At 45.2% G+C, this 22,783-nt stretch carries 22 protein-coding genes and 1 pseudogene; 16 read left to right on the top strand and 7 right to left on the bottom strand.

Annotation, left to right across the window (positions count from 1 at the left end; translation table 11 throughout):
* Positions 1–64 precede the first annotated feature (64 nt).
* The 5 genes from JGK20_RS25250 to JGK20_RS25270 all read left to right on the top strand — a co-directional run bounded on the left by JGK20_RS25250 (position 65) and on the right by JGK20_RS25270 (position 4,227).
* Entirely contained in the window at positions 65–334 is a 270-nt protein-coding gene (locus JGK20_RS25250; RefSeq protein ID WP_293186658.1) for a zinc ribbon domain-containing protein, read from the top strand.
* 178 nt (positions 335–512) lie between these two features.
* The gene (locus JGK20_RS25255; RefSeq protein ID WP_293186648.1) at positions 513–1,124 is read left to right on the top strand and encodes an acyltransferase; all 612 of its coding nucleotides are present in this window, start codon (positions 513–515) and stop codon (positions 1,122–1,124) included.
* Between the two features lie 242 nt (positions 1,125–1,366).
* Positions 1,367–2,377: a glycosyltransferase family 2 protein gene (locus JGK20_RS25260; RefSeq protein WP_293186649.1), complete on the top strand. Its 1,011-nt coding sequence runs from the start codon at positions 1,367–1,369 to the stop codon at positions 2,375–2,377.
* A 354-nt stretch (positions 2,378–2,731) separates the two neighbouring features.
* On the top strand, positions 2,732–3,313 hold the full coding sequence (locus tag JGK20_RS25265; RefSeq protein ID WP_293186650.1) for a serine acetyltransferase: 582 nt from the start codon (positions 2,732–2,734) through the stop codon (positions 3,311–3,313).
* A gap of 407 nt (positions 3,314–3,720) precedes the next feature.
* Positions 3,721–4,227: a serine acetyltransferase gene (locus JGK20_RS25270; protein ID WP_293212365.1), complete on the top strand. Its 507-nt coding sequence runs from the start codon at positions 3,721–3,723 to the stop codon at positions 4,225–4,227.
* Between the two features lie 82 nt (positions 4,228–4,309).
* Here JGK20_RS25270 and JGK20_RS25275 read toward each other — a convergent pair whose 3' ends face one another.
* Positions 4,310–5,431 (bottom strand): glycosyltransferase family 4 protein, encoded by a 1,122-nt coding sequence (locus JGK20_RS25275; protein ID WP_293186652.1) that lies wholly within the window; start codon positions 5,429–5,431, stop codon positions 4,310–4,312.
* A 184-nt stretch (positions 5,432–5,615) separates the two neighbouring features.
* Between JGK20_RS25275 and JGK20_RS25280 the strand changes: the two genes are divergently transcribed.
* The 3 genes from JGK20_RS25280 to JGK20_RS25290 all read left to right on the top strand — a co-directional run bounded on the left by JGK20_RS25280 (position 5,616) and on the right by JGK20_RS25290 (position 9,533).
* On the top strand, positions 5,616–6,647 hold the full coding sequence (locus JGK20_RS25280; protein WP_293186653.1) for a glycosyltransferase family 2 protein: 1,032 nt from the start codon (positions 5,616–5,618) through the stop codon (positions 6,645–6,647).
* A gap of 200 nt (positions 6,648–6,847) precedes the next feature.
* A complete protein-coding gene (locus JGK20_RS25285) occupies positions 6,848–8,140 on the top strand; it encodes a glycosyltransferase family 4 protein (protein WP_293212366.1) in 1,293 nt (430 codons plus the stop codon).
* Between the two features lie 142 nt (positions 8,141–8,282).
* Positions 8,283–9,533, top strand: coding sequence for a glycosyltransferase (locus JGK20_RS25290; RefSeq protein WP_293186655.1), 1,251 nt, complete (start codon positions 8,283–8,285; stop codon positions 9,531–9,533).
* 463 nt (positions 9,534–9,996) lie between these two features.
* Here the strand turns inward: JGK20_RS25290 and JGK20_RS25295 are convergent, their stop codons facing one another.
* The 5 genes from JGK20_RS25295 to JGK20_RS25315 form a co-directional block, all read right to left on the bottom strand.
* Complete coding sequence (locus tag JGK20_RS25295) at positions 9,997–10,350, bottom strand: DUF1257 domain-containing protein (protein ID WP_096832348.1); 354 nt, start codon at positions 10,348–10,350, stop codon at positions 9,997–9,999.
* Positions 10,351–10,480: 130 nt separating this feature from the next.
* Positions 10,481–12,001: an AAA family ATPase gene (locus tag JGK20_RS25300; protein ID WP_293232557.1), complete on the bottom strand. Its 1,521-nt coding sequence runs from the start codon at positions 11,999–12,001 to the stop codon at positions 10,481–10,483.
* 110 nt (positions 12,002–12,111) lie between these two features.
* The gene (locus tag JGK20_RS25305) at positions 12,112–12,462 is read right to left on the bottom strand and encodes a hypothetical protein (protein ID WP_293186657.1); all 351 of its coding nucleotides are present in this window, start codon (positions 12,460–12,462) and stop codon (positions 12,112–12,114) included.
* A gap of 277 nt (positions 12,463–12,739) precedes the next feature.
* Positions 12,740–13,834: a UTP--glucose-1-phosphate uridylyltransferase gene (locus tag JGK20_RS25310; protein WP_366039457.1), complete on the bottom strand. Its 1,095-nt coding sequence runs from the start codon at positions 13,832–13,834 to the stop codon at positions 12,740–12,742.
* A complete protein-coding gene (locus JGK20_RS25315; RefSeq protein ID WP_293232559.1) occupies positions 13,831–14,736 on the bottom strand; it encodes a GHMP kinase in 906 nt (301 codons plus the stop codon). Before JGK20_RS25315 ends, JGK20_RS25310 begins: the two co-directional genes overlap by 4 nt.
* Positions 14,737–14,885: 149 nt before the next feature.
* Here JGK20_RS25315 and JGK20_RS25320 point away from each other — a divergent pair, with 149 nt between their 5' ends.
* Positions 14,886–15,425 carry a Dps family protein gene (locus tag JGK20_RS25320; RefSeq protein WP_293190838.1) on the top strand — a complete coding sequence of 180 codons (540 nt, stop codon included), beginning with the start codon at positions 14,886–14,888 and terminating at the stop codon, positions 15,423–15,425.
* Positions 15,426–15,727: 302 nt separating this feature from the next.
* Here JGK20_RS25320 and JGK20_RS25325 read toward each other — a convergent pair whose 3' ends face one another.
* A complete protein-coding gene (locus JGK20_RS25325) occupies positions 15,728–16,825 on the bottom strand; it encodes a glycosyltransferase family A protein (RefSeq protein ID WP_293232561.1) in 1,098 nt (365 codons plus the stop codon).
* A 606-nt stretch (positions 16,826–17,431) separates the two neighbouring features.
* Between JGK20_RS25325 and JGK20_RS25330 the strand changes: the two genes are divergently transcribed.
* From JGK20_RS25330 to JGK20_RS25360, 7 genes and pseudogenes are all read left to right on the top strand, one after another.
* Entirely contained in the window at positions 17,432–18,463 is a 1,032-nt protein-coding gene (locus JGK20_RS25330; RefSeq protein ID WP_293181752.1) for a glycosyltransferase family A protein, read from the top strand.
* 127 nt (positions 18,464–18,590) lie between these two features.
* Positions 18,591–20,042, top strand: coding sequence for an NAD(P)/FAD-dependent oxidoreductase (locus JGK20_RS25335; protein WP_293190840.1), 1,452 nt, complete (start codon positions 18,591–18,593; stop codon positions 20,040–20,042).
* Between the two features lie 250 nt (positions 20,043–20,292).
* Positions 20,293–21,426, top strand: coding sequence for an AAA family ATPase (locus JGK20_RS25340; RefSeq protein WP_293181679.1), 1,134 nt, complete (start codon positions 20,293–20,295; stop codon positions 21,424–21,426).
* Complete coding sequence (locus JGK20_RS25345) at positions 21,423–21,656, top strand: hypothetical protein (RefSeq protein ID WP_293181681.1); 234 nt, start codon at positions 21,423–21,425, stop codon at positions 21,654–21,656. The genes JGK20_RS25340 and JGK20_RS25345 overlap by 4 nt, the downstream gene beginning before the upstream one ends.
* Complete coding sequence (locus JGK20_RS25350) at positions 21,637–21,927, top strand: hypothetical protein (RefSeq protein WP_293181683.1); 291 nt, start codon at positions 21,637–21,639, stop codon at positions 21,925–21,927. Before JGK20_RS25345 ends, JGK20_RS25350 begins: the two co-directional genes overlap by 20 nt.
* A 102-nt stretch (positions 21,928–22,029) precedes the next feature.
* Positions 22,030–22,284 carry a hypothetical protein gene (locus JGK20_RS25355; protein WP_293181685.1) on the top strand — a complete coding sequence of 85 codons (255 nt, stop codon included), beginning with the start codon at positions 22,030–22,032 and terminating at the stop codon, positions 22,282–22,284.
* 119 nt (positions 22,285–22,403) lie between these two features.
* Positions 22,404–22,783 (top strand): annotated as a pseudogene (locus tag JGK20_RS25360) (branched-chain amino acid ABC transporter substrate-binding protein); the annotation flags it as partial.

Below are 22,783 nucleotides of genomic sequence, written 5' to 3' on the forward strand. Positions count from 1 at the left end.
TCACTTTAGTTATACGTGAGCATATTTTTGCGAACCTTCAGAGTGATGCTATGGCCGAGAGTACATAGATAATGCTTTTTGTCAATGCGTAAGTCCTAGATTCCATGAATTCAAACGTCAACTGGAATACAAAGCTAAAAAGTTTGGCTGTGAAATAATTGTTGCTGACTGCTGGTTTCCGTCAAGCAAAACCTGCTCAAGCTGTGGACATACCCAAGATATGCCACTAAAAGAAAGAACTTACAACTGTGGAAGTTGCGGTCATTCGATGGACAGGGATTTGAACGCAGCAATTAATTTATCGCGCTTGGCTTTCATCGTGAAAGCTTACTGAGGGATAACCGCTCCCATGCTCCCGATGAAGTAAGAACCAAATGTCTAGACTTGTCTAGTATTTGTATAGCAGGACACGAACATTGGTGCCAACGTTGTCATATTGTCAGATCTACCTCCTGACACAACAGCGGTTAGTATGTCTACGAATAGGCTTAAATCTACCCAGGCTCAGGAAAATGATTAAATCAATCTTTCAGAAAATCCTTCGCCACTTTGCCATGCGCTATGGCAAGTTCCGAGGCCTCTACGTCAAATTCTGCGAGCCAAGTTCCGAGGAGTACACCCAATTTCTCCGCCTTCACGGCAACCTGTACTCGATCGGCGAAAATTGCACGATCCTGCCAAGCACGGTGTTTACAGACCCCTCCTACGTCCGCATCGGCAACAACGTCCACTTTTCCAGCTCTATCCTGATCGGCCACGACGGAGCGATCGCCATGCTCAATCAAGCCTACAACGTCAAACTAGATGCTGTGGGCAAAATAGACATCCGTGACAACGTATTTATCGGCTATCACTCGATCGTCCTCCGCAACGTCACCATCGGCCCAAATGCGATCGTCGCCGCCGGTGCGGTCGTCACCAAAGATGTCGCAGAAGGCGATATAGTTGCCGGTGTTCCCGCTAAACCCATCGGACGCGTCGCAGACTTGGTGGAAAAATTGCAGGCTGAAACTCAAAGCCTACCTTGGGCCGATTTAATTAACAGTCGCGAGGGAGCCTACGACCCCGAAATGGAACCCCAGCTTGCACAATTGCGATTGTCACACTTCTATGGAAATAAATAGACATATCCAATAATACTCAAACCCTTATATACAATCTTTTTTTGAAGATTTTTTGGGCATTTTTGGGGTTTTTCTTGGCAGTAAAGCAGGCTTTTCAACAGAAGAGCTTAATAAGAGTGACCGCTTTTGTAAAATATGCCCGAACTATCAAAAAAGTAGGCGATGCCTCAAATGGCGATCGCGCCAGCTTGCCATAGGGGTACAACTTGAGCTAAAAAGTTGTTAAACCAACAACTGCACTTATGTCCAAAGCCAGCGAGTCCAATCACCCGTATCCACTGCTGGTTGTCATTGTTAACTACCGAACCCCTGGTTTAACCATTGACTGCTTGCGCTCTCTAGTTACCGAAGTGCGATCGCTCCCCGGTATGCGAGTTGCAGTTGCCGACAACGCATCAGGCGACAATTCTAGCGAACAAATAGCAGCGGCGATCGCAGCAGAAGGCTGGAGCGAATGGGCATCCTTCGTTCCCCTAGACCGCAACGGCGGATTTGCCTTCGGCAACAACGCCCTCATACGTCCTGTCCTGCAATCCACCAATCCCCCCCCTTACTTCCTGCTGCTCAACCCAGACACCGTAGTTCGCCTAGGTGCCTTAAAAGCCCTCGTCGATTTCATGGACTCCAACCCCGAGGCCGGCATCGCGGGCAGCCGCTTGGAAGACCCCGACGGAACGCCGCAACATTCAGCTTTTCGGTTTCACGATTTCTTAACCGAACTCGATTTTGGTTGGCGGACGCGCTTTTTATCCAAATTATTGGCAAAGTGGAATGTAGCGCCTCCTATTTCCCAAGAAATCTGTCAAACTGATTGGGTAGCTGGAGCCAGCATGATCGTCCGTCGTGAAGTATTTGAAAAGATTGGCTTGATGGATGAAGCTTATTTCATGTACTGCGAAGAAATGGACTTTTGCCTGCAAGCGAACAAAGCTGGCTGGAGTTGCTGGTATGTACCTGAAAGTCGCGTGGTACACCTAGTAGGTCAAAGCTCAGGTGTGACTGACACCAAAAAACCCCCTAAGCGACTGCCACAGTATTGGTTTGATTCCCGGCGCAGGTACTTTCTCAAAAACTACGGCTTGGTTTACACAGCATTAACTGATGTCACCTGGGCTTCGGGCTTTGGAGCCTGGAGGGTGCGCCGCGTACTTCAAGGTAAGCCGGACGGCGATCCGCCAAAAATGCTCACCGATTTTATCATGAATAGTGTATTTTTTAAGGGGGGTAAGATTGAAGATTCAAAAATTTTTTAAAAGGTGTTTGTAAATAAATCAAAGCCAGAGAAACCCCGTTAATCCTGGCCAACCAAACATTGCTTCAGTTGACAGTTGATCTGGGACAGCTTGTCAGTCAGCGAAGCCGAAGGGTTGACAACTTGAGGACACTTAACAAAGGAAAGAAGAGGATTAGATTAATGAATCGTCTGATTTTAATTTCTCCCTACAAGGGTTCCGGATTTCAAGCAATTCTTTGAGATAATTCACCGCAGCACTTGGTGTTTTTGAGTGAATAAACCGGGTGCACTACTCCCTAAAAACCAGAGAAATAGCTTAATATCTGGGGCATCTAATAACAACTTAAACAAAACAGAGTGTTGAGTACAGCTTATGGTAACGGAGTCAAATTTAATAGCAACTGAAAATCAAGTAGAAACCCCTGCACTCGGATTGTGGGAGCAGATTAAAGAAGACTGGATTGCTCACGGTCGCGATTGGACAAAACCGGGATTTCGCGCCGTAGCAGTTCAAAGATTCGGTGTCTGGAGAATGCAGGTAGAACCAAAACTGCTGCGGGCTCCCTTGAGCATTCTATATCGATCGCTCTACCGAAAAGTCCGCAACACCTACGGCATAGATTTGCCGTACACAGTCAAGCTCGGCCGCCGAGTCGTCATTGAACACGAAGGCTCTATCATCGTTCATGGACACTGCACTCTTGGTGACGACTGCATTATCCGCCAAGGCGTTACCCTGGGGAACCGCTACTTGGAAAAACCCCTAGAATCGCCTCAATTGGGCGATCGGGTGAACGTCGGCGCCGGAGCAAAAATTCTCGGCAAGGTCAACCTGGGAGACGACGTAAATATCGGTGCAAATGCTGTCGTTTTATCAGACATTCCTGCTGGTCAAACTGCCGTTGGCATCCCTGCCAAAATTATCAAATCCCGCCCTGTCGAAAACAATCCTTAAATTAGTACCAAAAAAAGTGACCTGTCTCTTCTGTTACTTAAATAAACTAGAGATCTATCGCCTCTATAGTGATAGATGCTTGTACGAAATCGTCGAGTTTTCTGGCAATTGTGATTGTTGAAGGCAGAGTGCGATCGCTACTGCTTGTTAGTAGACATTAACTCGGTCAACCAAATAATTACAAGTTGACAATATAGTAATTCTGTATGAATTGTAACATTTTGTAGGTTAGTACCCCGCCGTGCCTACCAGTAAAACCTGGCAACATACAAAAACCTTACAACTCAAATAGGATTGTCACAGAATTTCAACAAATAAATATTGTCAATCACCAACCAGCGATCGTATACTGATAATTGAATGTCACATGATTATCAGTATATCTTATCTGTTATCTTGCACAAATAATGCTTCAATCAATAACTACACCTGTCGTTTCTGCCACCGAGCCAGATTGGAGTCGCGAAAAACTTTGCCAGTGGTGGGATCCCAGTCGCCAACTTCTAAAATCTATCCGCGACTATCAAAAATGGCGGCAGCAAGGTGGAATTTTAGGGTATTTTTTATCCCGGTTCAACATAATCCAGCATATATTCTGGAGCATTGTAGCTGGAACTGACATCCCTTTGAACTGCCAGATAGGAGGGGGACTCATTATGCTTCATCCTAATGGCATAGTCATTCACCCAGAGGCATCTATTGGCCCGAACTGTATGATTTTTCAACAGGTGACAATTGTTTCTAATGTCCAAGTTGGCGGTCACGTCGATATCGGTGCAGGAGCAAAAATTATTCGCTCCGTAACGATCGGCGATCATGCTTTGATAGGCGCCAATGCAGTGGTGATTTGCGACGTACCACCGGGCGCAACCGCAGTCGGAATACCAGCAAAAATTATCCCCAAAAAACCCTAAGCCTGAAAATGCACTCCTAGAAATATTCGCAGGAAAAAGGAAGTTGCAGAGCAAGGATTCTTTCAGATAATTCTCCTAATTCCTAAACTTTCAATTTTTCCTGCATCAAATCTTTCCGGCGGCGTGCTACTTTTTCCCAGGTAAATTCCTCGGCTTGCTGGCGAGCATTATAACCCATCTGTGCTCTCAACTCCGGGGACAAAGCAAGCTTTCGCAAGCCTTCAACAAAAGCTTCACAGTCGTAAGGGTCTATGACTATCCCATCTTTGCCGTCCCGGGCAATGGCCCCCGCTCCCATAGGTGAGGTGAGAACTGGCAACCCGTAAGCCATAGCTTCATAAGTAACCATCGGGCCACCATCTTCGAGACTCGGAAAGGCAAAAATGTCAGCTTCGCCATATACGCCCGCAATATTGAGCGTGTAATCTATATGAATTACATCCGAGCGTCCTAAAATATCGCTGCAACTTTCGGCAATTGCAGGCTCCATCTCTCCGCAAAGCACCAGTCTGCCTTTAATGCCAGCTTTTTCCCAGGCTTGCAAGAGCAAGTGAGCTCCTTTTCTGACGCAGATGGTGCCCACAAAGAGCGCAGTAACGGTGTCTGATGGCTGTTTTTTGGGCGAAATATTTGGGAAACGCTTGGGACACCACCCGTAACTGCTTGACATCAGTTTGTATTCGGGAACTCCTATTTCGAGAAAAGATTTTTTTACCTCTGGACTAGGAGAAAAAATGAAATCAGCCAAGCTCATTTCTTCATCTTCTTGCTGAATCATCGCATCTGTAATTCCATGTTGGGGAGCAATGCCCAAGCGACCGTAAGCATCGTCAAGAATATATTTTGCCTTCTTAGTAGAGCAGTTAATACGCTCAAAAAAAAGTGTTTGCCCCTGCTGCTTTACCTTTCTAACAGTTTCGATTGAAGTGCGAGGCCACAAGTAAACTGCATCAAAATCATTGATATCTCTCAGAAAACGCTTTTCAGCAGAAGATTGCGCAAAATTTCCGAGCCTGTAGTACACCCTTCTGAAATATGGGGGTACGCTTTCGACCATATTATACCCGCGATATGACGGTGCACAACTGGGAACAACCATGCGGGTTTTAAAGTCTGGGTAATCCCACTGACAAAGTGACAAAAATGTATGGCTAATTCCTTGACCGCCACAGTAAAAGGTGAACAAAGAACTGATATTTAGCATGGTTGACTCTTCTCAAATAAAAATGCTGGATCGGATTTGACTTAATATATAATAAGCTAAACACGCTTTGACGCGCACTACAGCCACTCGCTAAAAGTTTGGGAATCAAGATATTGTGAAATTAGCTTGACTTTTACTAAAATATTAAAATAATAGATCGCAAGTGGAATTCCAGAGGTAAGCTTTGAAACAAGTTGGATTGGTTGCTATCGGGCGGAATGAAGGATCTCGCCTCGGAGCGTGCTTGCTGTCAGCGATCGGCAAAGTAGCTTGCGTAGTTTATGTCGATTCCGGCTCAACAGACGGCAGCTTGGAATTAGCCCGATCGCTCGGAGCTGAGACAGTAGAACTCGACTTATCTACACCCTTTACAGCAGCACGCGCCAGAAATGCAGGATTTGCCAGCCTGCGACAAGCAGTTCCAGACATCGAATTTGTCCAATTCGTAGACGGCGACTGCTCCATAGTTGATGGGTGGCTCGAATTTGCCCAGCAAAAACTCGCAGCGCAACCCGAATTAGCTGTAGTGTGCGGGCGCCGCCGCGAGCGGTATCCCAATGCCACACCATACAACCGACTCTGCGACATTGAGTGGGACAGCCCGATCGGGGAAGCCAAAGCCTGCGGGGGCGACTCCATGATGCGGGCATCAGCCTTCGAGCAAGTCAGCGGTTTCAACCCCATACTGATCGCCGGTGAAGAACCGGAACTCTGCGTGCGGCTGCGCCAAAATGGTTGGAAAATCGAGCGATTAGATGCAGAAATGACTTTGCACGACGCCCAAATGACTCGTTTTGACCAGTGGTGGAAGCGCTGTCAAAGAGCAGGCCATGCCTACGCCGAAGGTTCCTGGTTGCACGGAAACACCCCCGAACGCCACTGGGTCAAAGACAGCACCAGCATCTGGTTCTGGGGATTCGTTTTGCCCGTGCTAGCAATCGGGACAGCGTGGGTTACGCACGGCTGGAGCCTGTTGTTGCTTTGGGGCTACCCGATACTTGGCTACCGCATCTATCGGCGGATGCAGCAAAACTTAAAATCAAAGGATGCTGCTCTCTACGCATTATCTTGCGTGTTGGGGAGATTTCCTCAATTGCAGGGTCAGATGCTGTTTTACAAACGCCGGTTGCTCAGACAGCGCAGCAACTTGATCGAATACAAGACATCAAGCCCATCAATTGAGAAAGTTACAATGAGTGCTAAGTCTACTAAGTAGATCAGTTACCATCAACTTAACTTGTTTTTTCTGCAACTTCTCCCCTGTAATTGCAAATCGGGTGTTGATGTAGAGGCGGATTTTTCCATCAACCTCTACAGCCGACTCTCGCATCGAAAAAAAAAACGCTTAATATCGATTAATCTATTCAAAACTCAACTTCCAAATATTCATCGATCGTCAACAAAGGAATCTAACCAATGAACAACCAAAAATTAAAAGTTTTACTAATTGTAGAGCAGTGCAATCCTGAATGGGCTTCTGTACCTTTGGTGGGGTACAATTTTGTTGAACAAATTAGCAAGCTAGTTGATGCAACACTTGTCACCCATGCTAGAAATAAATCCGCTATTCAAAAACACCCTGAATACGAAAAAGTTTTTTATCTTGAAGAAGGAAAGATTGCTACGCAGTATTACAAAGTAGTAGAAAAAATTACCGCGAATGGTAAAATAAATTGGCCACTGTATAATGCTTTGAGCTACCCAATTTATGAAGAATTTAATCAGCAAGTATATCAAAAATTTCACTCCAAAATTCTCAAGGGAGATTATGACATAGTTCATGCAATTACCCCGATGATGCCGCGGTATCCGTTTAAGGTAGTCAGCGCCTGCCAAAACACTCCTTTTCTGCTAGGCCCAGTCAATGGAGGCATTCCTTTTCCACCAGGCTTTCAAGAAACTGCCAAACAAGAATTTGCTCAATTCAACTTTTTGAGGGCAGTTGGTCGAGCCTTAATTCCAGGTTATGTAGAAACTTACAAAAAAGCAGACCAAATTTTGGCAGGTTCAACATATACCTTAAATATGCTCAAAGATTTGTTTGCGATACCAGACCAGAGAATTCAACTATTTTACGAAAATGGTATTGCCAGTAGTTTCTTAAAACAAGAACCAAAAACAAAAAAGGGTGGCCAGATAAATTTACTTTTTGTAGGTCGATTGGTTCCTTACAAATGTGCTGACATTCTCATCGAAGCTGTGAATAGACTAGAACCAAAAATTAAAGAAAAAGTTCAATTAACAATAGTAGGTGACGGGCAAGAAAGAAAAGCATTAGAATCTCAAGTAGAGAAGCTTAACTTAGGAGAAAAAGTTAAGTTTGCTGGTTGGGTAGGTCAAGCAGAAACACTTGACTATTACCAGCAAGCGGATATTTTTTGCTTCCCTTCGATTAGGGAATTTGGCGGCGCAGTGGTAATGGAAGCTATGGCTTGTGGGTTGCCTTGTATTGTACCAAACAATGGCGGTATAGCCGAATACGTGACTGAAGAAACTGGATTTAAAATAGAGCCAACTTCTAGAGAGTATCTTACTCAGGAGTTAACAAATAAAATTCAGATTTTGGTCGAAGACGATCGTTTGCGGCAAGTTATGTCAGCTAAGTGTATCGAAAAAGCGAAAGAATTTACATGGGAGCCAAAGGCAGAAAAAATTCTTGAAATTTATCATAAAATGATTGACGCTAAAAGTACCGCTCGCTCTAAATAAGCTGTTGTGCATCTAGATTGTGTATGGTAATTGAGGGTTAGAAGGGCAGCGGATTGAAGATTTTTGTTCGCAAACCGAAATATACAATTTAAATGCACAACAGCTTAGTAGATAAATCTCTTTATGGGGTGGAAAACAAGTTATGCGAATTGTAATTGTTGCTGAAAATGCCTCTAACAAATTCGGTGGAGAGTCATTGCTGCCGGTGCACTACTTCCGAATACTTCGATCCCGCCAAATAGAGACATGGTTAGTGGTACACGGGCGCACTCAAGCTGAACTCGAAGCGCTGTTTCCAGAAGAATGCGATCGAATGCACTTTGTACCCGACACATGGGTGCATCGGCTGCTTAACAATTGCGGGCGATTCTTGCCTCCAAGGTTAGGTGCGCCTACTTTAGGGCTGCTCAGTCACCTATACACCCAAGTGCTACAGCGCGGTATTGTCGATCGGCTGGTGAGCGAAAAACAGATTGATATTGTTCACGAGCCGACACCAGTTTCGGCAAAATTTCCGTCCCTGATGTTCGCCTTAGGGGTGCCGGTAGTTATGGGGCCACTGAATACGGCGGTTAAATTTCCTTTGGCATTTCGATCGCGCCAAAACCGTTCAGTAGATATTTTAATCGAGATCGGTTATCAGTTCGTCAACTTGTTCAACCGTCTTTTGCCCGGTAAAATCAAAGCAGAGACGGTGTTAGTGGCAAACGATCGCACGAAGCAGGCACTTCCGGCGGGGGTGCAGGGTAAAATCATCGAACTTGTGGAAAACGGCGTGGATTTATCGGTGTGGCGATCGGAATCTATGGCATCAAAGGAGCCTAATCAACAAATCCATTTTGTTTTCTTGGGGCGACTGGCAGACTGGAAGGGGGTAGACTTGCTGCTAGAAGCCTTCAGAGCCGTCGCCGCTCAAACGGATGCTGTTTTGGAAATCATCGGCGATGGGGAGATGCGAGGGGAACTCGAAGCTCAAACAGCTCGTTTAGGCCAGGAGGCCAGGGTTGTATTTAGTGGCTGGTTGTCTCAGGATCGATGCGCTCTCAAACTGCAACAAGCCGATGTACTGGTGCTGCCGAGTTTGCGGGAGCCTGGGGGAGCCGTGGTAATGGAAGCAATGGCCGTCGGCTTGCCCGTCATTGCCACCAATTGGGGCGGCCCGATGGATTATATAGATTCCAGTTGCGGTATTTTAGTAGAACCAGCTTCTAAAGAAGGCTTTGTCAAGGGACTGACTGACGCTATGCTGAAGCTCGCTCAGTCGCAGGAGATGCGACAGAGTATGGGTAGGGCGGGATGGGAGCGGGTTCGGGAGCATTTTGACTGGGAACGCAAAGTCGATCGCATGATTGAAATTTATCAACAAACGATCGACACTTGCCAGAAGCATTAGCTAGTCAAGCACAAAAGCAGCAACTTTCAGATAAAAAGCTGCTGCTTAAGCTTGCAAAAAAGTACGTAGCGGATAAAAAAACACTCTACATCCTCGGTGACGCTCCTACTCTGAATCAACGATTACAGCGTAGGCATCTGAGTCCTCTTACGGATATCAAGATCTTCCTACCCTTCGGGAACGCTTCGCGAACGAGATACTCCAAAATGTTTCTCTCGCTCGGCATTTTATAGTGAGGAACACGTCCAGCCCCACTGTATTTACAGCATATCAAAAGTTGGTTGATTTCGGCGGTGATGGTTTCCCTGCCCTCCAGGATTGGTCAACCATCCCACCTCAATCAACCGGGCTTTCATCCCACACCAATCTGTAAACGATATAGTGTGGGGATTCCCGCCGAACTAGCTAAAAACGGGTTAACCAGTATTTGGTTAACCCGCAAGCTTAGAAACACGCAGAGTTATTAATTTTGCACTACCAACTTGACGTTGGCGTTTTGCAAACCGCGCTGCTTGACTGCTGCCAAGGTCTTGTTAACTGCGTACTTCTGGTTAATGGAGTTAATTAACTCAGTTTGATTGTGCTTTTTGGCAACGCCCCAGAGGTCTGCAATCAGATCAAAGGAACCGTCGCTATTGCGAGACCAACCCAGGTCGTATTCGCCTTCCAGAGTCGCCACGATGTCGGAGCGAACGCGCTGACCATTATAGCCACGAACATCAGCTTCTGACTTGACTGAAATGCCCAAGTCACGTAGGGAAGCTTTCAGGATTTCGGCATCAGTGATTTTGGTACGCAGAGTGCTAAAGTGAGACATTGGATTTCCTCCTAATAGAACTGAGAGAGAAACAACAACGGTCTGGACTTAACGGTGCCGCTGGGCGGCTCTTGAATCGAACTGCTAGCTGTGGCTAGCCTTTGCTCCTGTTTGGACCAGGAGAAAGCTTTTAGAATTCCATGCGCTGGTATTCAGCGACGGAAGACGCAGCGGGCCGTGCGCGCTGTCTCGCCCAATCTCGGAGGGCGCTGACCTGTTCGGTCATGGTTTTAGACAGTGGCATTGTAGATTTAATGGCCGCGATGATATCTAGCTGCGTAAACTCTCTGTCTTGAGCGAAGGCTTCATACATTGCTGCTACTAGCCCTTGCTCAATCTCTGCACCTGAAAAGCCCTCGGAAACGTTGGACAGTTGCTCTAAATCGAAGCGAGAGATGTCCAGACGGCGCTTTGACAGGTGAATTTTGAATATATCTTGGCGTTCTTCTTTGGTCGGCAGGTCAACAAAGAAGAGTTCGTCAAATCGGCCTTTCCTTAATAACTCCCCTGGCAATCGGTTGACTCCGTTGGCTGTTGCCATTACGAACACTGGGGAAGTCTTTTCTTGCATCCAAGTGAGAAAGGAACCAAAAACCCGGCTGGATGTACCTCCGTCTGAGTCGGCAGAACCAGGGCCGCCTGCAAACCCTTTTTCCAGTTCGTCAATGAAGAGAATGGCTGGAGATATTAATTCTGCCGTTTTAAGAGCGTTGCGAAGGTTGGCTTCCGATCGACCTACCATTGAGCCGTCGTACACTCTACCCATATCTAGCCGCAGCAGGGGCAGTCCCCACAAACGGGATGTAGTCTTGGCAATTAAGGATTTCCCGCATCCGGGGACACCCATAATCAGCATCCCTTTGGGTTGGGGCAAGCCGTATTCTCTCGCCCTCTCTGTGAAAGCGTTGGAACGCTGTCTCAGCCAATTCTTGAGTGCTTCTGAACCGCCTACAGCCTCAATGGTTTCGTCTTCTTCAATAAACTCTAGAATGCCGTTGCGACGAATTAGTTGCTTTTTCTCGGACAGAACTATGTCAACTTCATCTTCCGTCAAGCGTCCCTTGCAAACTTGGGCTTTGCGATAAACTTTTTCGGCTTCATCCTTGGTTAATCCCAAGGCTGCTTTCAAGAGTTTTTCTCGCCCTTCTGTGGTAATCCGTCGCGACTTCGTTTGCTCCAACTGGCTAGACAATACTTGGTTTAGTTCCTTCATGTCTGGGAGCGGGAAGTCTAACACTACCACTTCCTTTTCTAGCTCGATCGGGATTTGCTGCAAAGGAGACATCAGTATAATTGTCTTTTGTGTTCCTTTGAAGTTGGCGATCGCATCACGCAACAACCTTGTTACGGTTGCATCATCTTTAAAAGGATGCAGGTCTTTGAATACATAGATAGTAGCGTTGTTGTTCGGTTCGCGCTGCCTAATCGCCCATTCAATAGCTGCCTGCGGCGAGAGGGTGCTTTGCTGAGTGTTTGCACGAGGTTGACCGTACTCTATCATGCCCTGGGTTACAGTCCAGACAAAGACTCGGCGCTGCGGCTTAGCTTGAGCTATTGCGGAAATTGCTTGCTCACACCGCTCTTCCTCGGATGTCACGAGGTAGATCAGAGGATATTGAGCTTGGATTAGGATACTGATCTCTTCTTGCATATTCCTCGACCCACTAGAGACGGTGCTATCTTTGCTGAATCTCAATGCTGCCATTAGCCCATTGCTGAATGAGATTTCCAGTTATGGCTTTTTGAGCAAGCAAGGCATTCTTAGCAGGGAACCAATTCTTCCTCTCCCGGTTGGGCTGTGCTGGCACTGACGCCTGACACTTGCTTGACTGGAAGATCCTGCTCAGCCAATACACTCGGCTGACTTGTTACGGATGCCAGTTCTCCATCTCGCATTACTACTGAACCCGTGCATTCTGGACAAGTGTACACCCGGTGGGTTTGTCCGTAGGAGGCTTCTACTTCGTCAACCAGTTCGGGGTTTCCTAGGTAGAAGACAATTGCCCTTTCTGCAATTGATGACATCGGTTCGGTTTCTACTGCGGCTTTGATTTTGAGCTGGCGATGCAGTTCAGGTGGAAGATACAGTGTAACTTTTTGCTTTTCTTGCATATCAGTGAATTGACTTACCCGGGTATGTATATTAGATTAGCTACTTAATTCTTTGCTGTCAAGCCTCTATGCTGCTTTAGCGTCATTTTGTAATATCTCGTTACAATTGCTGCGATCTTGGGGCGGCTAACAACGGAAAATAAAAGAATGTAGCTGATGAGGCAGCTATCAAGGTACGTAGTTGCGCTTCAGCGCTCTTTCATATATATAAAGAGCGCTGAAGCGCAACTACGTACCTAAAGGCGAATGCTGGGAAAAACTCTAATTTGAAAGCTGATTAGCCGATCGCCCCCCGAGATATGGGAAAATCAATCAGAGTCTGCCGGTAAACATCCGGCAATCCCGTGTCATAACACCGCCCTCGCACCACATAACCAGCCATTCCCTCGAACTCCCGCAACTTATCCAAACACGACGTTAACTGAAATTCGCCTCTTTCTCGAAAATTGCTATTAATATGTTCTGCCAAACAATCAAAGATTTTAGGATCGAGGACATACATCCCAAACATTGATAAGAATAAATCCTCTGCCAAGCCTTCTACGCTTAAATGCTGCCGCGCATACTCGATATCCGGCTTTTCGTAAACTTGCGTCACCGACAAAATAGCATCTTGTTCCTGCCAAACTCCCGCCGCACAGCCGTAGTGATGAATTACATCAGATGGTGTTACCCTCAAACCAATGACGCTGTGCTGCACTTGCGAGTAAATATCCAATAGTTGGCGCGCACAAGAGCTTTCTGTTTGCGACGAGTAAATGTGATCGCCCAAAAGCAGGAGAAATGGCTCGTTGTTAGTCCATTCCTTAGCACAAAATACAGCGTGTCCGAACCCTTCCTGGACATCCTGAGTGAGAATTGTAACGCGCTGTCCCAACTCTTGTAAATATTGGCTATAATCCTGATTTTGCTGAGACAGTTTTTGGAAAAGTTCGGGAGACGGCCCAGTTTTAAAGAAATCTTCAAAAAAAGTGCGATCGCCCTTTTGGACAACTATACCAACTTCTTCGATTCCCGCACTCAAAGCTTCTTCCACAATTGCCAAAATTATCGGTTTAGCGCGGCCAGTGCGATCGATAATTGGCAAGAATTCCTTCTTTACCGCCTTAGTAGCCGGAAACATCCGAGTGCCGAAACCAGCGGCCGGAATCACGGCTTTTCTGACTTGCAGTCGGGAAGCTTTTCCTGCATCTTTTCTTTCTTCTATCTGCGTGGAACAGGCGTCCCGCCTGTATATTTCTGGGGTTTCTGCATCTTTTCTTTCTTCTATCTGCGTGGAACAGGCGTCCCGCCTGTATATTTCTGGGGTTGTTGCTGCATTAAATTCTGTTTCAGGCTGCAAATGGGTCTGAGAACTAATAGTAAGTTTCACACATTCCATCTGAGGAAAATTCCGTGAAATAATCTCGATAACTTGCTGTTGACTTTCAATTCCCCTGGACAAGCGGGGATTAAATACCTATCAAATTCCCTCTGAGCAACTTTCATCAACTCGCCGAGTTTAACCGCATCTCCCTGCTGTAAAGCTGCGGCCGCATCTTGCGTAATTTTAGAACTAATCGCGCCAAGATGTTTCTGCACGTTTGCTTGAACTTCAGTCACAGCAAAGGGATAAGCCTGATTCAGACTTGCCAGAATTTGTTGAGTGTTTTTGCTAGCGCCCAAATCTACGATGACAAAAAACAAATCTTTGGCAACTTTTAGCTCAACAACATCCATTTGATCGCCGTCAAAAAACATCAAAATTGGTCGATTTCCATAGGCACAACCCTGATCCATGCGGCCGCAGCGCGAAGGTGTGGCAATTTCGCCTAAATAAGCCATTTCCATTTCGTCGCGGACGTTCATTTTTAAATCGTATAAGCGATTGAAAGCGCGGGCTACTAACACGCAAATTGCGGCACTTGAAGACAAGCCTTTCTGAATTGGCAAATCAGTTAAATAATTGTCAATTTCTACTCCTCCCGCGTAGCCGTGCGAGAGAAATTGAGCGGCAACACCGGCTGCATAACTGAAAAAAGTTCCTGTTTGGGCCTCAGCAAGCAGAGCATTTTTTGCCATCGGGAGTGCAGTTTCAATTTTTGTGCCATCATTTAAAGCTGCCCGCAAAATCAAGTGTGTCGGATGTTTTTTGACTTCGGCATAAATTCCTTGATTTGTACTGGCTATCAGAGTACAGCCTTTTTCTATAGCGGGATTGTGCGGGCGATAACTGGCGGCCCAATCGCTGTGTTCGCCAAACAAACAAAGGCGACCCGGAACAAAAAGTTTCATTGCATCTATCTAAGGGTATCTATATTGTGATTACTCTAACCTGAGATGGAGATATTTTACTAAAGTGCGATCGTCCTTTGGGTTGATGTACTTGACGGAGGAAATTTGTTGTAATAGATGAAAACTAAGAGTTGAAGGAAGCAGTTGCAATGCGTAAGTTAAACATAGGTCTATCTGAGGAGCAACGTGCAGGCGTTATCGAACTGTTGAATCACGACCTGTCAGATGCTTATCTGCTGTTAATCAAAACCAAAAAGTATCACTGGGATGTAGTGGGCCCGCAGTTTCGATCGCTCCACCAGTTGTGGGAAGAACACTACCAGGCGTTAACAGTAAATATCGATGCTATGGCCGAACGGGTGAGAACTTTAGGTGGCTACCCAATTGGTACTGCTGAGGGTTTTCTGAAGTATGGTTCGATTAAAGAACATATCGGCGACTTGCCTTTGGCTACGGAAATGGTATCACGTTTAGTTGATGACCATGAACTGATTATTCGCAATCTCCGCCAACACGTCGAACAGTGCGGTGAAGAGTTTAAGGATGATGGAACCGCAGATTTTTTGACTGGTTTGATGGAACAGCACGAGCAAATGGCTTGGATGTTGCGATCGTTTATTGAAGGGGAATCTATTTCACCGGATGGTAAGCAGCCGAAAGCTAAAACTCCTACAGCTTCTCACGCTTAGATTATAGCTCGATCGAACAGATTTAACTGTTGTGAGTCAGAGAATTTCACCGCGATTCTCGCAGTACGACAGGGGTTTTCAACCCCTGTCTCATAGCGAAAGTCCTCTTTTAGAGGACTGGAGTTAACCTGATTTCGATCTGGTTTTTGAGTCGTTTTTTAACCGACTTTCGCCTTGAGGCAGGGGTTTAAACCCCGGCCGGACTCCGAGGAGAGCGTGCTTTTTGACAGATTTTGAGTAAGACATGATTACGGACAAATTTGATGTACAGTCTCTACGTATCTGTTCACAGAGTGATATTATTATACTGCTCGATTTCCCAAACTCTTCAACCGCATTCTTTCATACACCTGCGACGGCAACATTCTGTGAATATTCATTCGCTTTTCGATCGCAGCAATTGTCGTCCCGGCACTTGAATCCGATGTTTGCTTCAACTCCAATCCCGATTCACTTCTCGATCCTAATATCATTTTTACCAAACTTTCTATTGACAACAAATACAAATTATGACGCAGCAAAGTCATCACAAAATCTTCTTTTAAAGCTCGATATAGCCAAAACAATGTACTCCGGTAATTGCCGTTGCGGTTGCTTTTGACAGCTAGATAAATGTAAAAATTACTGCTAGACCAGCAGTAAACTTTCTCGGGAACTTTCGAGTGATACCGCCGGACATCTGCCAAAATCAAAGTATGGCCTTTTGCCATTGCGGCATAGTTGCAAGACATACTGCTGGCAATCTGTCGGTAGCCGACTAAATACTCAGGTACTACTTTAAATTGATAGTATTGGGCGATGCGGAGGTGCAATTCCCAGTCTTCGCAACCTTGAGCGTTTTCTAGTTTGAATTTGCAGTTGTAGCCTCCGACTTTTTCAAAGCAAGCGCGACGGATTAGAGATGAACTGGCATTGCCGATAAAATATTTATAAACTAAGGCATCGTGAACCGATCCTTCGATCGTTGAGTTGTAAAATCCACCTGTCAGCAAACCTTCTTCGTTAATATCCAATGACCAGGAATAAATAACTCCAACAAAAGATTCCGATTTTGTCAGGCATTCAACTTGTTTTTCCAGGTTTTGCGGGTACCAAATATCGTCAGCGTCGATCGGAGCAATATGTTCGCCTTTTGAGTGTAAATAGGCTAGGTTGCGAGCGACGGCTACACCTGCATTTGATTGCTGCAATAAGATGATTCGGCTATCTTTTTGAGCAAAAGATTTGATGATTTCAGCGGTTGTGTCTGTAGAGCCGTCGTCCACAACTAAAATCTCTATATTCTGATAAGTTTGAGATAGCACAGACTCGATTGTTTGGGCAATAAATTCCTCAGCATTGTAAGCCGGTATAATTACTGAAATTAATGGCTGATTTAAATTGTGTTTGGTGTTGTTCATGCGATATAAAAACTTTTTTATGTAAAATTTTTGACTCTCAGGCACCGATTTAATGGTATCTTAACAAAGTGGTAAGGTCGATCGCACACCGTCGAAAATTTGCAGGTGTACATTTGAAATATATTGCCAAAACTCATCAAATGTGCATTGACACAGCAGTCGGGATACAGACTTGGTGCAGGAGTGACTCGCCGATCGCATATATAAAATCAACTGTACTGGGCAACTCGCGATCGCCGGAGAGTCTCAGTATATCATATGTTGCTTTTTATACTTGTTACGGTCAAAAAAAATCAAATTCTTGTGCGGTGGAATACTCTGAAACACAATGGCTGGTGGGGCTTTTTAGAAGGTTTACAAAAACAATGATATATATAAAGATTTCGTAAAGCTGTTGTCTTCATCAGGTGAGTCTCAGCCAGATGTGGCTTAGAATACAGGCATGAATGGGGATCAATGCAGCCTACATTGCCAGCAAAAAAATTAGTTGAAGATAAACAGAAATCGGGTTATAAACAAAAATGTAGAGCTGATTTTACTTTTCGTAAAGTAGGAGCATTGAAATTCAATCATTGGTTTTCCATGCAATTCAAAACAAACTCGGTAATGATTTATACTAACGAACCGACTGTATCCGTAATTATCCCAGTCCACAATGGGGGAGCTTACTTCCGCACCTGTTTGTCAAAGCTGGCTCAAGCTAGACCGAAGCCGATCGAGATTATTGTAGTAGCAGATGGGGAAAGCGACGGTTCTTGGCGTCTGGCCAAGGAATTCGGCGCCAAAGTCATCAGAATTCCCGAATGCGGCGGCCCCGCCCGAGCCAGAAATTTTGGAGCGCAAGCTGCGAAGGGAGATATTCTGTTTTTTGTGGATGCTGATGTCGCTGTTTGTCCTGAGGCTGTGGGTTATGCGAAATCGGTGTTCAAAAATAATCCCTACTTAGCTGCTTTGATCGGTTCCTATGACGATGCTCCTGGAGATCCCGATTTTTTATCGCAGTACAGGAACTTGCTCCACCACTACGTGCACCAAACAGGTAATGAAGAAGCTTCGACTTTTTGGGGCGCTTGCGGAGTGATTCGCCGGGAAATTTTTTTGCAGATGGGTGGCTTTAATGAGAGTTATCGCCAAGCTTCGATCGAAGATATTGAGCTGGGCTACCGTTTGAAACAAGCCGGTTATAAAATTCGATTGTGCAAAACATTGCAAGTCAAGCATTTAAAGCGCTGGGAAGCGGTGGGGATGGTGAAAGCTGACTTTTTTTACCGAGCGCTGCCTTGGACTGAACTGATTTGGCGCGATCGCAAATTGAATAATGACCTCAACTTGCAAGTATCGAACCGAATTAGTGTAGTTTTAACTTATGCCATGCTGCTGGCAGTGGTGGGGACGTGCTGGTCGCTGAACTTTCTGCTATTGGCTGGGTTGCTGGCAATACCCTTAGTAGCAATTAATTCAGAGCTTTATCGATTTTTTCAGCAAAAACACGGTATCTTATTTGCGCTGAAAACCATTCCTTGGCACTGGCTTTTCTATTTTTACAGCGGACTGGCATTTGCGATCGGCACGGGTCGTCACTTATCCCAAAAAAAGCTGTTGACTGGCAAAGTTAGGTTGCCAGTATCCGCTCAATAAATCAAGGCAAATTGTCCTTCAACTTCCAGCCGATCGATATTTTATCAGGGTATTCACTGGTGCATATATTAATTTTAGAAGTTATAAATAATTGTATAGTGCAATAAAAAGGCTGGAGGTAGGCTGAGTGAAACATTATCCTGTGGCGATCGTCGGTGCTGGGCCTGCGGGTTTGACGGCTGCTTACGAGCTAGTCAAGCAAGGGATCGTCCCTGTTGTACTCGAAAAAGGGGATAAAGTTGGCGGGTTGGCCCGCACCGAAAGCTACAAAGGCTATCGTTTCGACATTGGCGGCCACCGATTTTATACTAAAGTTGCAGCGGTGCAGCAGTTGTGGCAAGAGGTACTGGGAAATGAGTTTATTAAAGTGCCGCGCTTGTCGCGAATTTTTTATAGAGGTAAATTTTTTAACTATCCGATCGGGGCCTTCAATACTCTGTTTAATTTGGGGATAATTGAGAGTGCGCTAATTATTTTGAGCTATCTGAGAGTTAGACTCTGGCCGCTTCCCAAAGAAGAAACTTTTGAACAGTGGGTAATCAATCGTTTTGGCGATCGCTTGTACAAAACATTTTTTAAGACTTATACAGAAAAAGTTTGGGGAATTCCCTGTTCGGAAATTCAAGCAGATTGGGCGGCGCAACGGATTAAGGGGCTGTCACTGACAACCGCAATAATTAATGCTTTGTTTGGTAGTAATGATACTAAAACTTTAATCAAAGAGTTTGACTATCCGGCTTTGGGGCCGGGGATGATGTGGGAAAAGTTCGCTGAAGCTGTGGAAGCTAAAGACGGCAAAGTTTATCTCGATACTAAGGTGATTAGCTTTGAGCGTGAAGGTAATAAAATTAAAACTATTACTGCTGAACATAACGGAGAAATAGTTGAATATTCGGCGGATAATTTCATTACAAGTATGCCGATATCGGCGCTGGTAGCACGGATGAAACCGCAGCCGCCTGAGCCAGTGTTGCACGCGGCGCGATCGCTAAAATATCGAGATTTTTTGATTGTATCGCTGATTGTCGATCGCCCAAGTTTGTTTCCTGACAACTGGATTTACATTCATTCTCCCGAAGTGAAAGTCGGACGGATTCAGAATTTTAAGAATTGGAGTGCTGCATTGGTTCCCGATGCGAGCAAAACTTGTTTGGGAATGGAGTATTTTTGCAATGAAGGCGAGGAACTTTGGGTAATGTCGGATGCTGAACTTGTGGAGTTAGCAACTCGCGAGTTGGTTGAGTTGGGTTTGGCAAAAGCTGCGGATGTTGAGGATGGGGTGGTGCTGAGGCAGCCGAAGGCTTATCCTGTTTACGATGCCGAATATCGCGGACATTTGCGGGTTTTGGAAGGTTTTTTGACTGGGATTGAGAATTTGCAGACGATCGGGCGAAATGGTATGCACCGATACAACAACCAAGACCATTCTATGCTGACGGGGATGCTGGCGGTGAGAAATCTGCTTGGGGAAAAGCACGATTTGTGGGATGTGAATACTGAGCGATCGTACTATGAAGACTTTAGTGTCGATCGATCTAAGGAAAAAAAGGATTCGGATTTGATGGCGCAGTCTAGTTGATATTTGGGGATTGTAGTTGTGACAATGTGAGTTAAATCACACCTGAAATGGCGATCGCCCGTTCATATTTTCCGCATAATCTTGTAGGGGCAATCCCCCGATCAGTTGCGTCGCTTCATCCGGCGTAGGTACGGGGTGACTCGCCTACATTTACCACAACCTATTTAGGTGTTGTGAAGTGGAAATATTGTATATTGGTTAAGTAAGCTGACCATTTTTTTAACTTTTCACTCCTCGGAGTCGTTTTTCTATGCTCCAAAGACTATACGTACATAACTTCAGATGCCTGGAGAACTTTGAACTGATTCTCAAAGAGATGCCATCCTCCCTTTTAATTGGGAAAAATGGTGCAGGTAAATCAACCATCCGCGTTGTATTGGAAATCCTTCAACACATCGGTCGAGGCATTAACAGAATGCGTGATTTTGATAAAAATCATCTTGGTCTTATCGACCCGAAAGATTTCAATCGAGGCAGGTCTGATGTTCCAATTCGATTTGAGATAGAAGTATTACTTGACAATAAATTATACAAATATATTCTGGCATTGGAATTACCAGAAAACTTTAGAGAGCTTCGAGTTTTTGAAGAGCAACTGTTAATTTCAGGAAATCCAATTTACTCTCGCAAGGAAGCCCAAGTCACTATTCATTACACCAGCCCGCGAAATCCTGAAGCTAAGTTTCTGGTGGATTGGCATCTCGTTGCTCTTCCAGTGATTCAAGAACAATCAGAAACCGATCCGCTTCGTATTTTCAAGACTTGGCTGGCGCGCACGATTATTTTAGCCCCGATCCCAAGCCTGATGACTGGAGACTCTAACGGGGAAACGTTGGAGCCAAAACGAGACGGTTCAAATTTTGGGGAGTGGTTCTCTGGGTTACTCAGTCGCTACCCTGCTGCCTACACACAGGCTTACAGATACCTCCAAGAAGTTATGCCTGACTTTCAGGATTTTCTGAATGAACAAATCGGGAAAGACTCTAAAAGTATGATTGTTCGGTTTGAAGAAAAGAATGCCAATCTGAGTGTTGACTTTAAAGACTTATCTGATGGGGAGAAATGCTTTTTTCTTTGTGCTGTTGTCTTAGCTGCTAACAAGTATTACGGCCCACTTTTTTGCTTTTGGGACGAACCTGATAACTATCTTTCTCTGTCAGAGGTTGGACATTTTCTTACATCACTACGACGCTCATTTAAGGATAGCGGTCAGATTATAGCGACCTCACATAATGAAGAAGCAATCAGAAAGTTTTCAAATGAAAATACCTTTGTACTCGATCGAAAAAGTCACTTAGAGCCAACCTTAGTTAGGTTGCTCAGTGATATACCTGTCAGTGGCGATCTTGTAGATACCTTGATTCGCGGCGACATAGAATTATGAAAGAGAAGCAAAATCCATACAAGTCTCATGTTGTTGTGTTGCCAGAAGACCGTGCTAATGAAGAGATCGTAAATGGATTTAATAATTTTCTAGACCTTTACTCCAGAGCTATTCAGATTGAGCGGCCTGCTGGTGGTTGGGAAAAAGTTGTGGAGAAATTCCTAAAAAATCATGCCTCTGAAATGAAGAAAAAATTTCCAGAAAGAAAGAATGATGGTCTTGCTGATTGATTTTGATGAAAATTATGAAGATAGGTTTAGTTATGTAAAGGAGCGGATTCCCGAGGATTTAGAAAATAGAGTATTTGTTCTTGGAGTATTATCTGAACCAGAGAAGTTAAGGAGCGATATTAGAAAGAATTTTGAAAATATCGGAGAAGCCCTTGCAAATGACTGTTCCAATAATAACACGAATGGATTATGGGGGCACGATCTTCTCAAACACAACAAAACAGAGTTAGATCGTATGATTCTATCTGTTAAACCATTTCTGTTTAATTAAGTCAACGAGGAATGAATGCGTTTTGTCGATATCTGAACATCTTGTGCTAACTCTTGACCACATACTGATAAAATAAGAAGAGCTAGATTGAGATATCATCTTATGTCGCTGATTAAACAACGCCTTCTAGAAGCGATCGAACGAACTCCTGAATCGCTTTTAGAGCAAACCCTGACATTCCTAGAATTTTTGACCAGTCGGACACAAACCGCGATCGCCCCAGACTTCGACTCAGATTTTGATTCAGACACCGACTCCAACGACCAAATCCTCGCTGATCTGAAAACCTCCCTCCACCAAGCCAAAACGGGACAAACATTCCCCATTGAGGAACTCTGGGATGGCATCAATGTCTGATACGCCAGTCCAACTAAAATTCACAGTTGAGACAAATTTTTTTAACTTGTGCTAAGTCTTGACTTACAGACTTAGAGAGTGAAAATATGCTAAGACGCAAGCAACAAACAAACCAACCTATGAACTTTTCAGAAAAATCAGGGGGCAAAAGTCCCACATCCACAAAAACCAACCCAACACAAAATCTCAACACCGGCGGGCTGCGGACATTACTCCTCGCCGCCGGCATAGCCTCTCTCTGCGCCAGTTGTCAGAGTCCCCAAACACCAAGCGCCACAACCCCCGGCAGCAGTCCTGGAAGCTCTCCCGCAGCCTCTCCCATCGTCGTTAGCACCCCCGGAGACCCAAATACCGTCAAAATAGTCTCCATGCTCCCCATGACAGGCAGCGCCTTGGGTCAAGCTCAAACAATGGTCAACGGTGTCAAACAAGCCCTTGCCGAAACCGACTCTAAAGCCTGCGATGGCAAAATCAAAATCGAATACGAGATTCTCGATGA

Origin of the sequence: Microcoleus sp. PH2017_05_CCC_O_A (genome assembly GCF_020738785.1) — a bacterium.
Taxonomy (GTDB): Bacteria; Cyanobacteriota; Cyanobacteriia; order Cyanobacteriales; family Microcoleaceae; genus Microcoleus.

Bases quoted from the DNA above. Each gene is read 5' to 3' on its own strand.
- JGK20_RS25255 (WP_293186648.1), top strand. From the start codon at position 513: ATGATTAAATCAATCTTTCAGAAAATCCTTCGCCACTTTGCCATGCGC.
- JGK20_RS25260 (WP_293186649.1), top strand. From the start codon at position 1,367: ATGTCCAAAGCCAGCGAGTCCAATCACCCGTATCCACTGCTGGTTGTC.
- JGK20_RS25265 (WP_293186650.1), top strand. From the start codon at position 2,732: ATGGTAACGGAGTCAAATTTAATAGCAACTGAAAATCAAGTAGAAACC.
- JGK20_RS25270 (WP_293212365.1), top strand. From the start codon at position 3,721: ATGCTTCAATCAATAACTACACCTGTCGTTTCTGCCACCGAGCCAGAT.
- JGK20_RS25275 (WP_293186652.1), bottom strand. From the start codon at position 5,431: ATGCTAAATATCAGTTCTTTGTTCACCTTTTACTGTGGCGGTCAAGGA.
- JGK20_RS25285 (WP_293212366.1), top strand. From the start codon at position 6,848: ATGAACAACCAAAAATTAAAAGTTTTACTAATTGTAGAGCAGTGCAAT.
- JGK20_RS25290 (WP_293186655.1), top strand. From the start codon at position 8,283: ATGCGAATTGTAATTGTTGCTGAAAATGCCTCTAACAAATTCGGTGGA.
- JGK20_RS25295 (WP_096832348.1), bottom strand. From the start codon at position 10,350: ATGTCTCACTTTAGCACTCTGCGTACCAAAATCACTGATGCCGAAATC.
- JGK20_RS25300 (WP_293232557.1), bottom strand. From the start codon at position 12,001: ATGCAAGAAGAGATCAGTATCCTAATCCAAGCTCAATATCCTCTGATC.
- JGK20_RS25305 (WP_293186657.1), bottom strand. From the start codon at position 12,462: ATGCAAGAAAAGCAAAAAGTTACACTGTATCTTCCACCTGAACTGCAT.
- JGK20_RS25315 (WP_293232559.1), bottom strand. From the start codon at position 14,736: ATGAAACTTTTTGTTCCGGGTCGCCTTTGTTTGTTTGGCGAACACAGC.
- JGK20_RS25320 (WP_293190838.1), top strand. From the start codon at position 14,886: ATGCGTAAGTTAAACATAGGTCTATCTGAGGAGCAACGTGCAGGCGTT.
- JGK20_RS25325 (WP_293232561.1), bottom strand. From the start codon at position 16,825: ATGAACAACACCAAACACAATTTAAATCAGCCATTAATTTCAGTAATT.
- JGK20_RS25330 (WP_293181752.1), top strand. From the start codon at position 17,432: ATGATTTATACTAACGAACCGACTGTATCCGTAATTATCCCAGTCCAC.
- JGK20_RS25340 (WP_293181679.1), top strand. From the start codon at position 20,293: ATGCTCCAAAGACTATACGTACATAACTTCAGATGCCTGGAGAACTTT.
- JGK20_RS25345 (WP_293181681.1), top strand. From the start codon at position 21,423: ATGAAAGAGAAGCAAAATCCATACAAGTCTCATGTTGTTGTGTTGCCA.
- JGK20_RS25350 (WP_293181683.1), top strand. From the start codon at position 21,637: ATGATGGTCTTGCTGATTGATTTTGATGAAAATTATGAAGATAGGTTT.
- JGK20_RS25355 (WP_293181685.1), top strand. From the start codon at position 22,030: ATGTCGCTGATTAAACAACGCCTTCTAGAAGCGATCGAACGAACTCCT.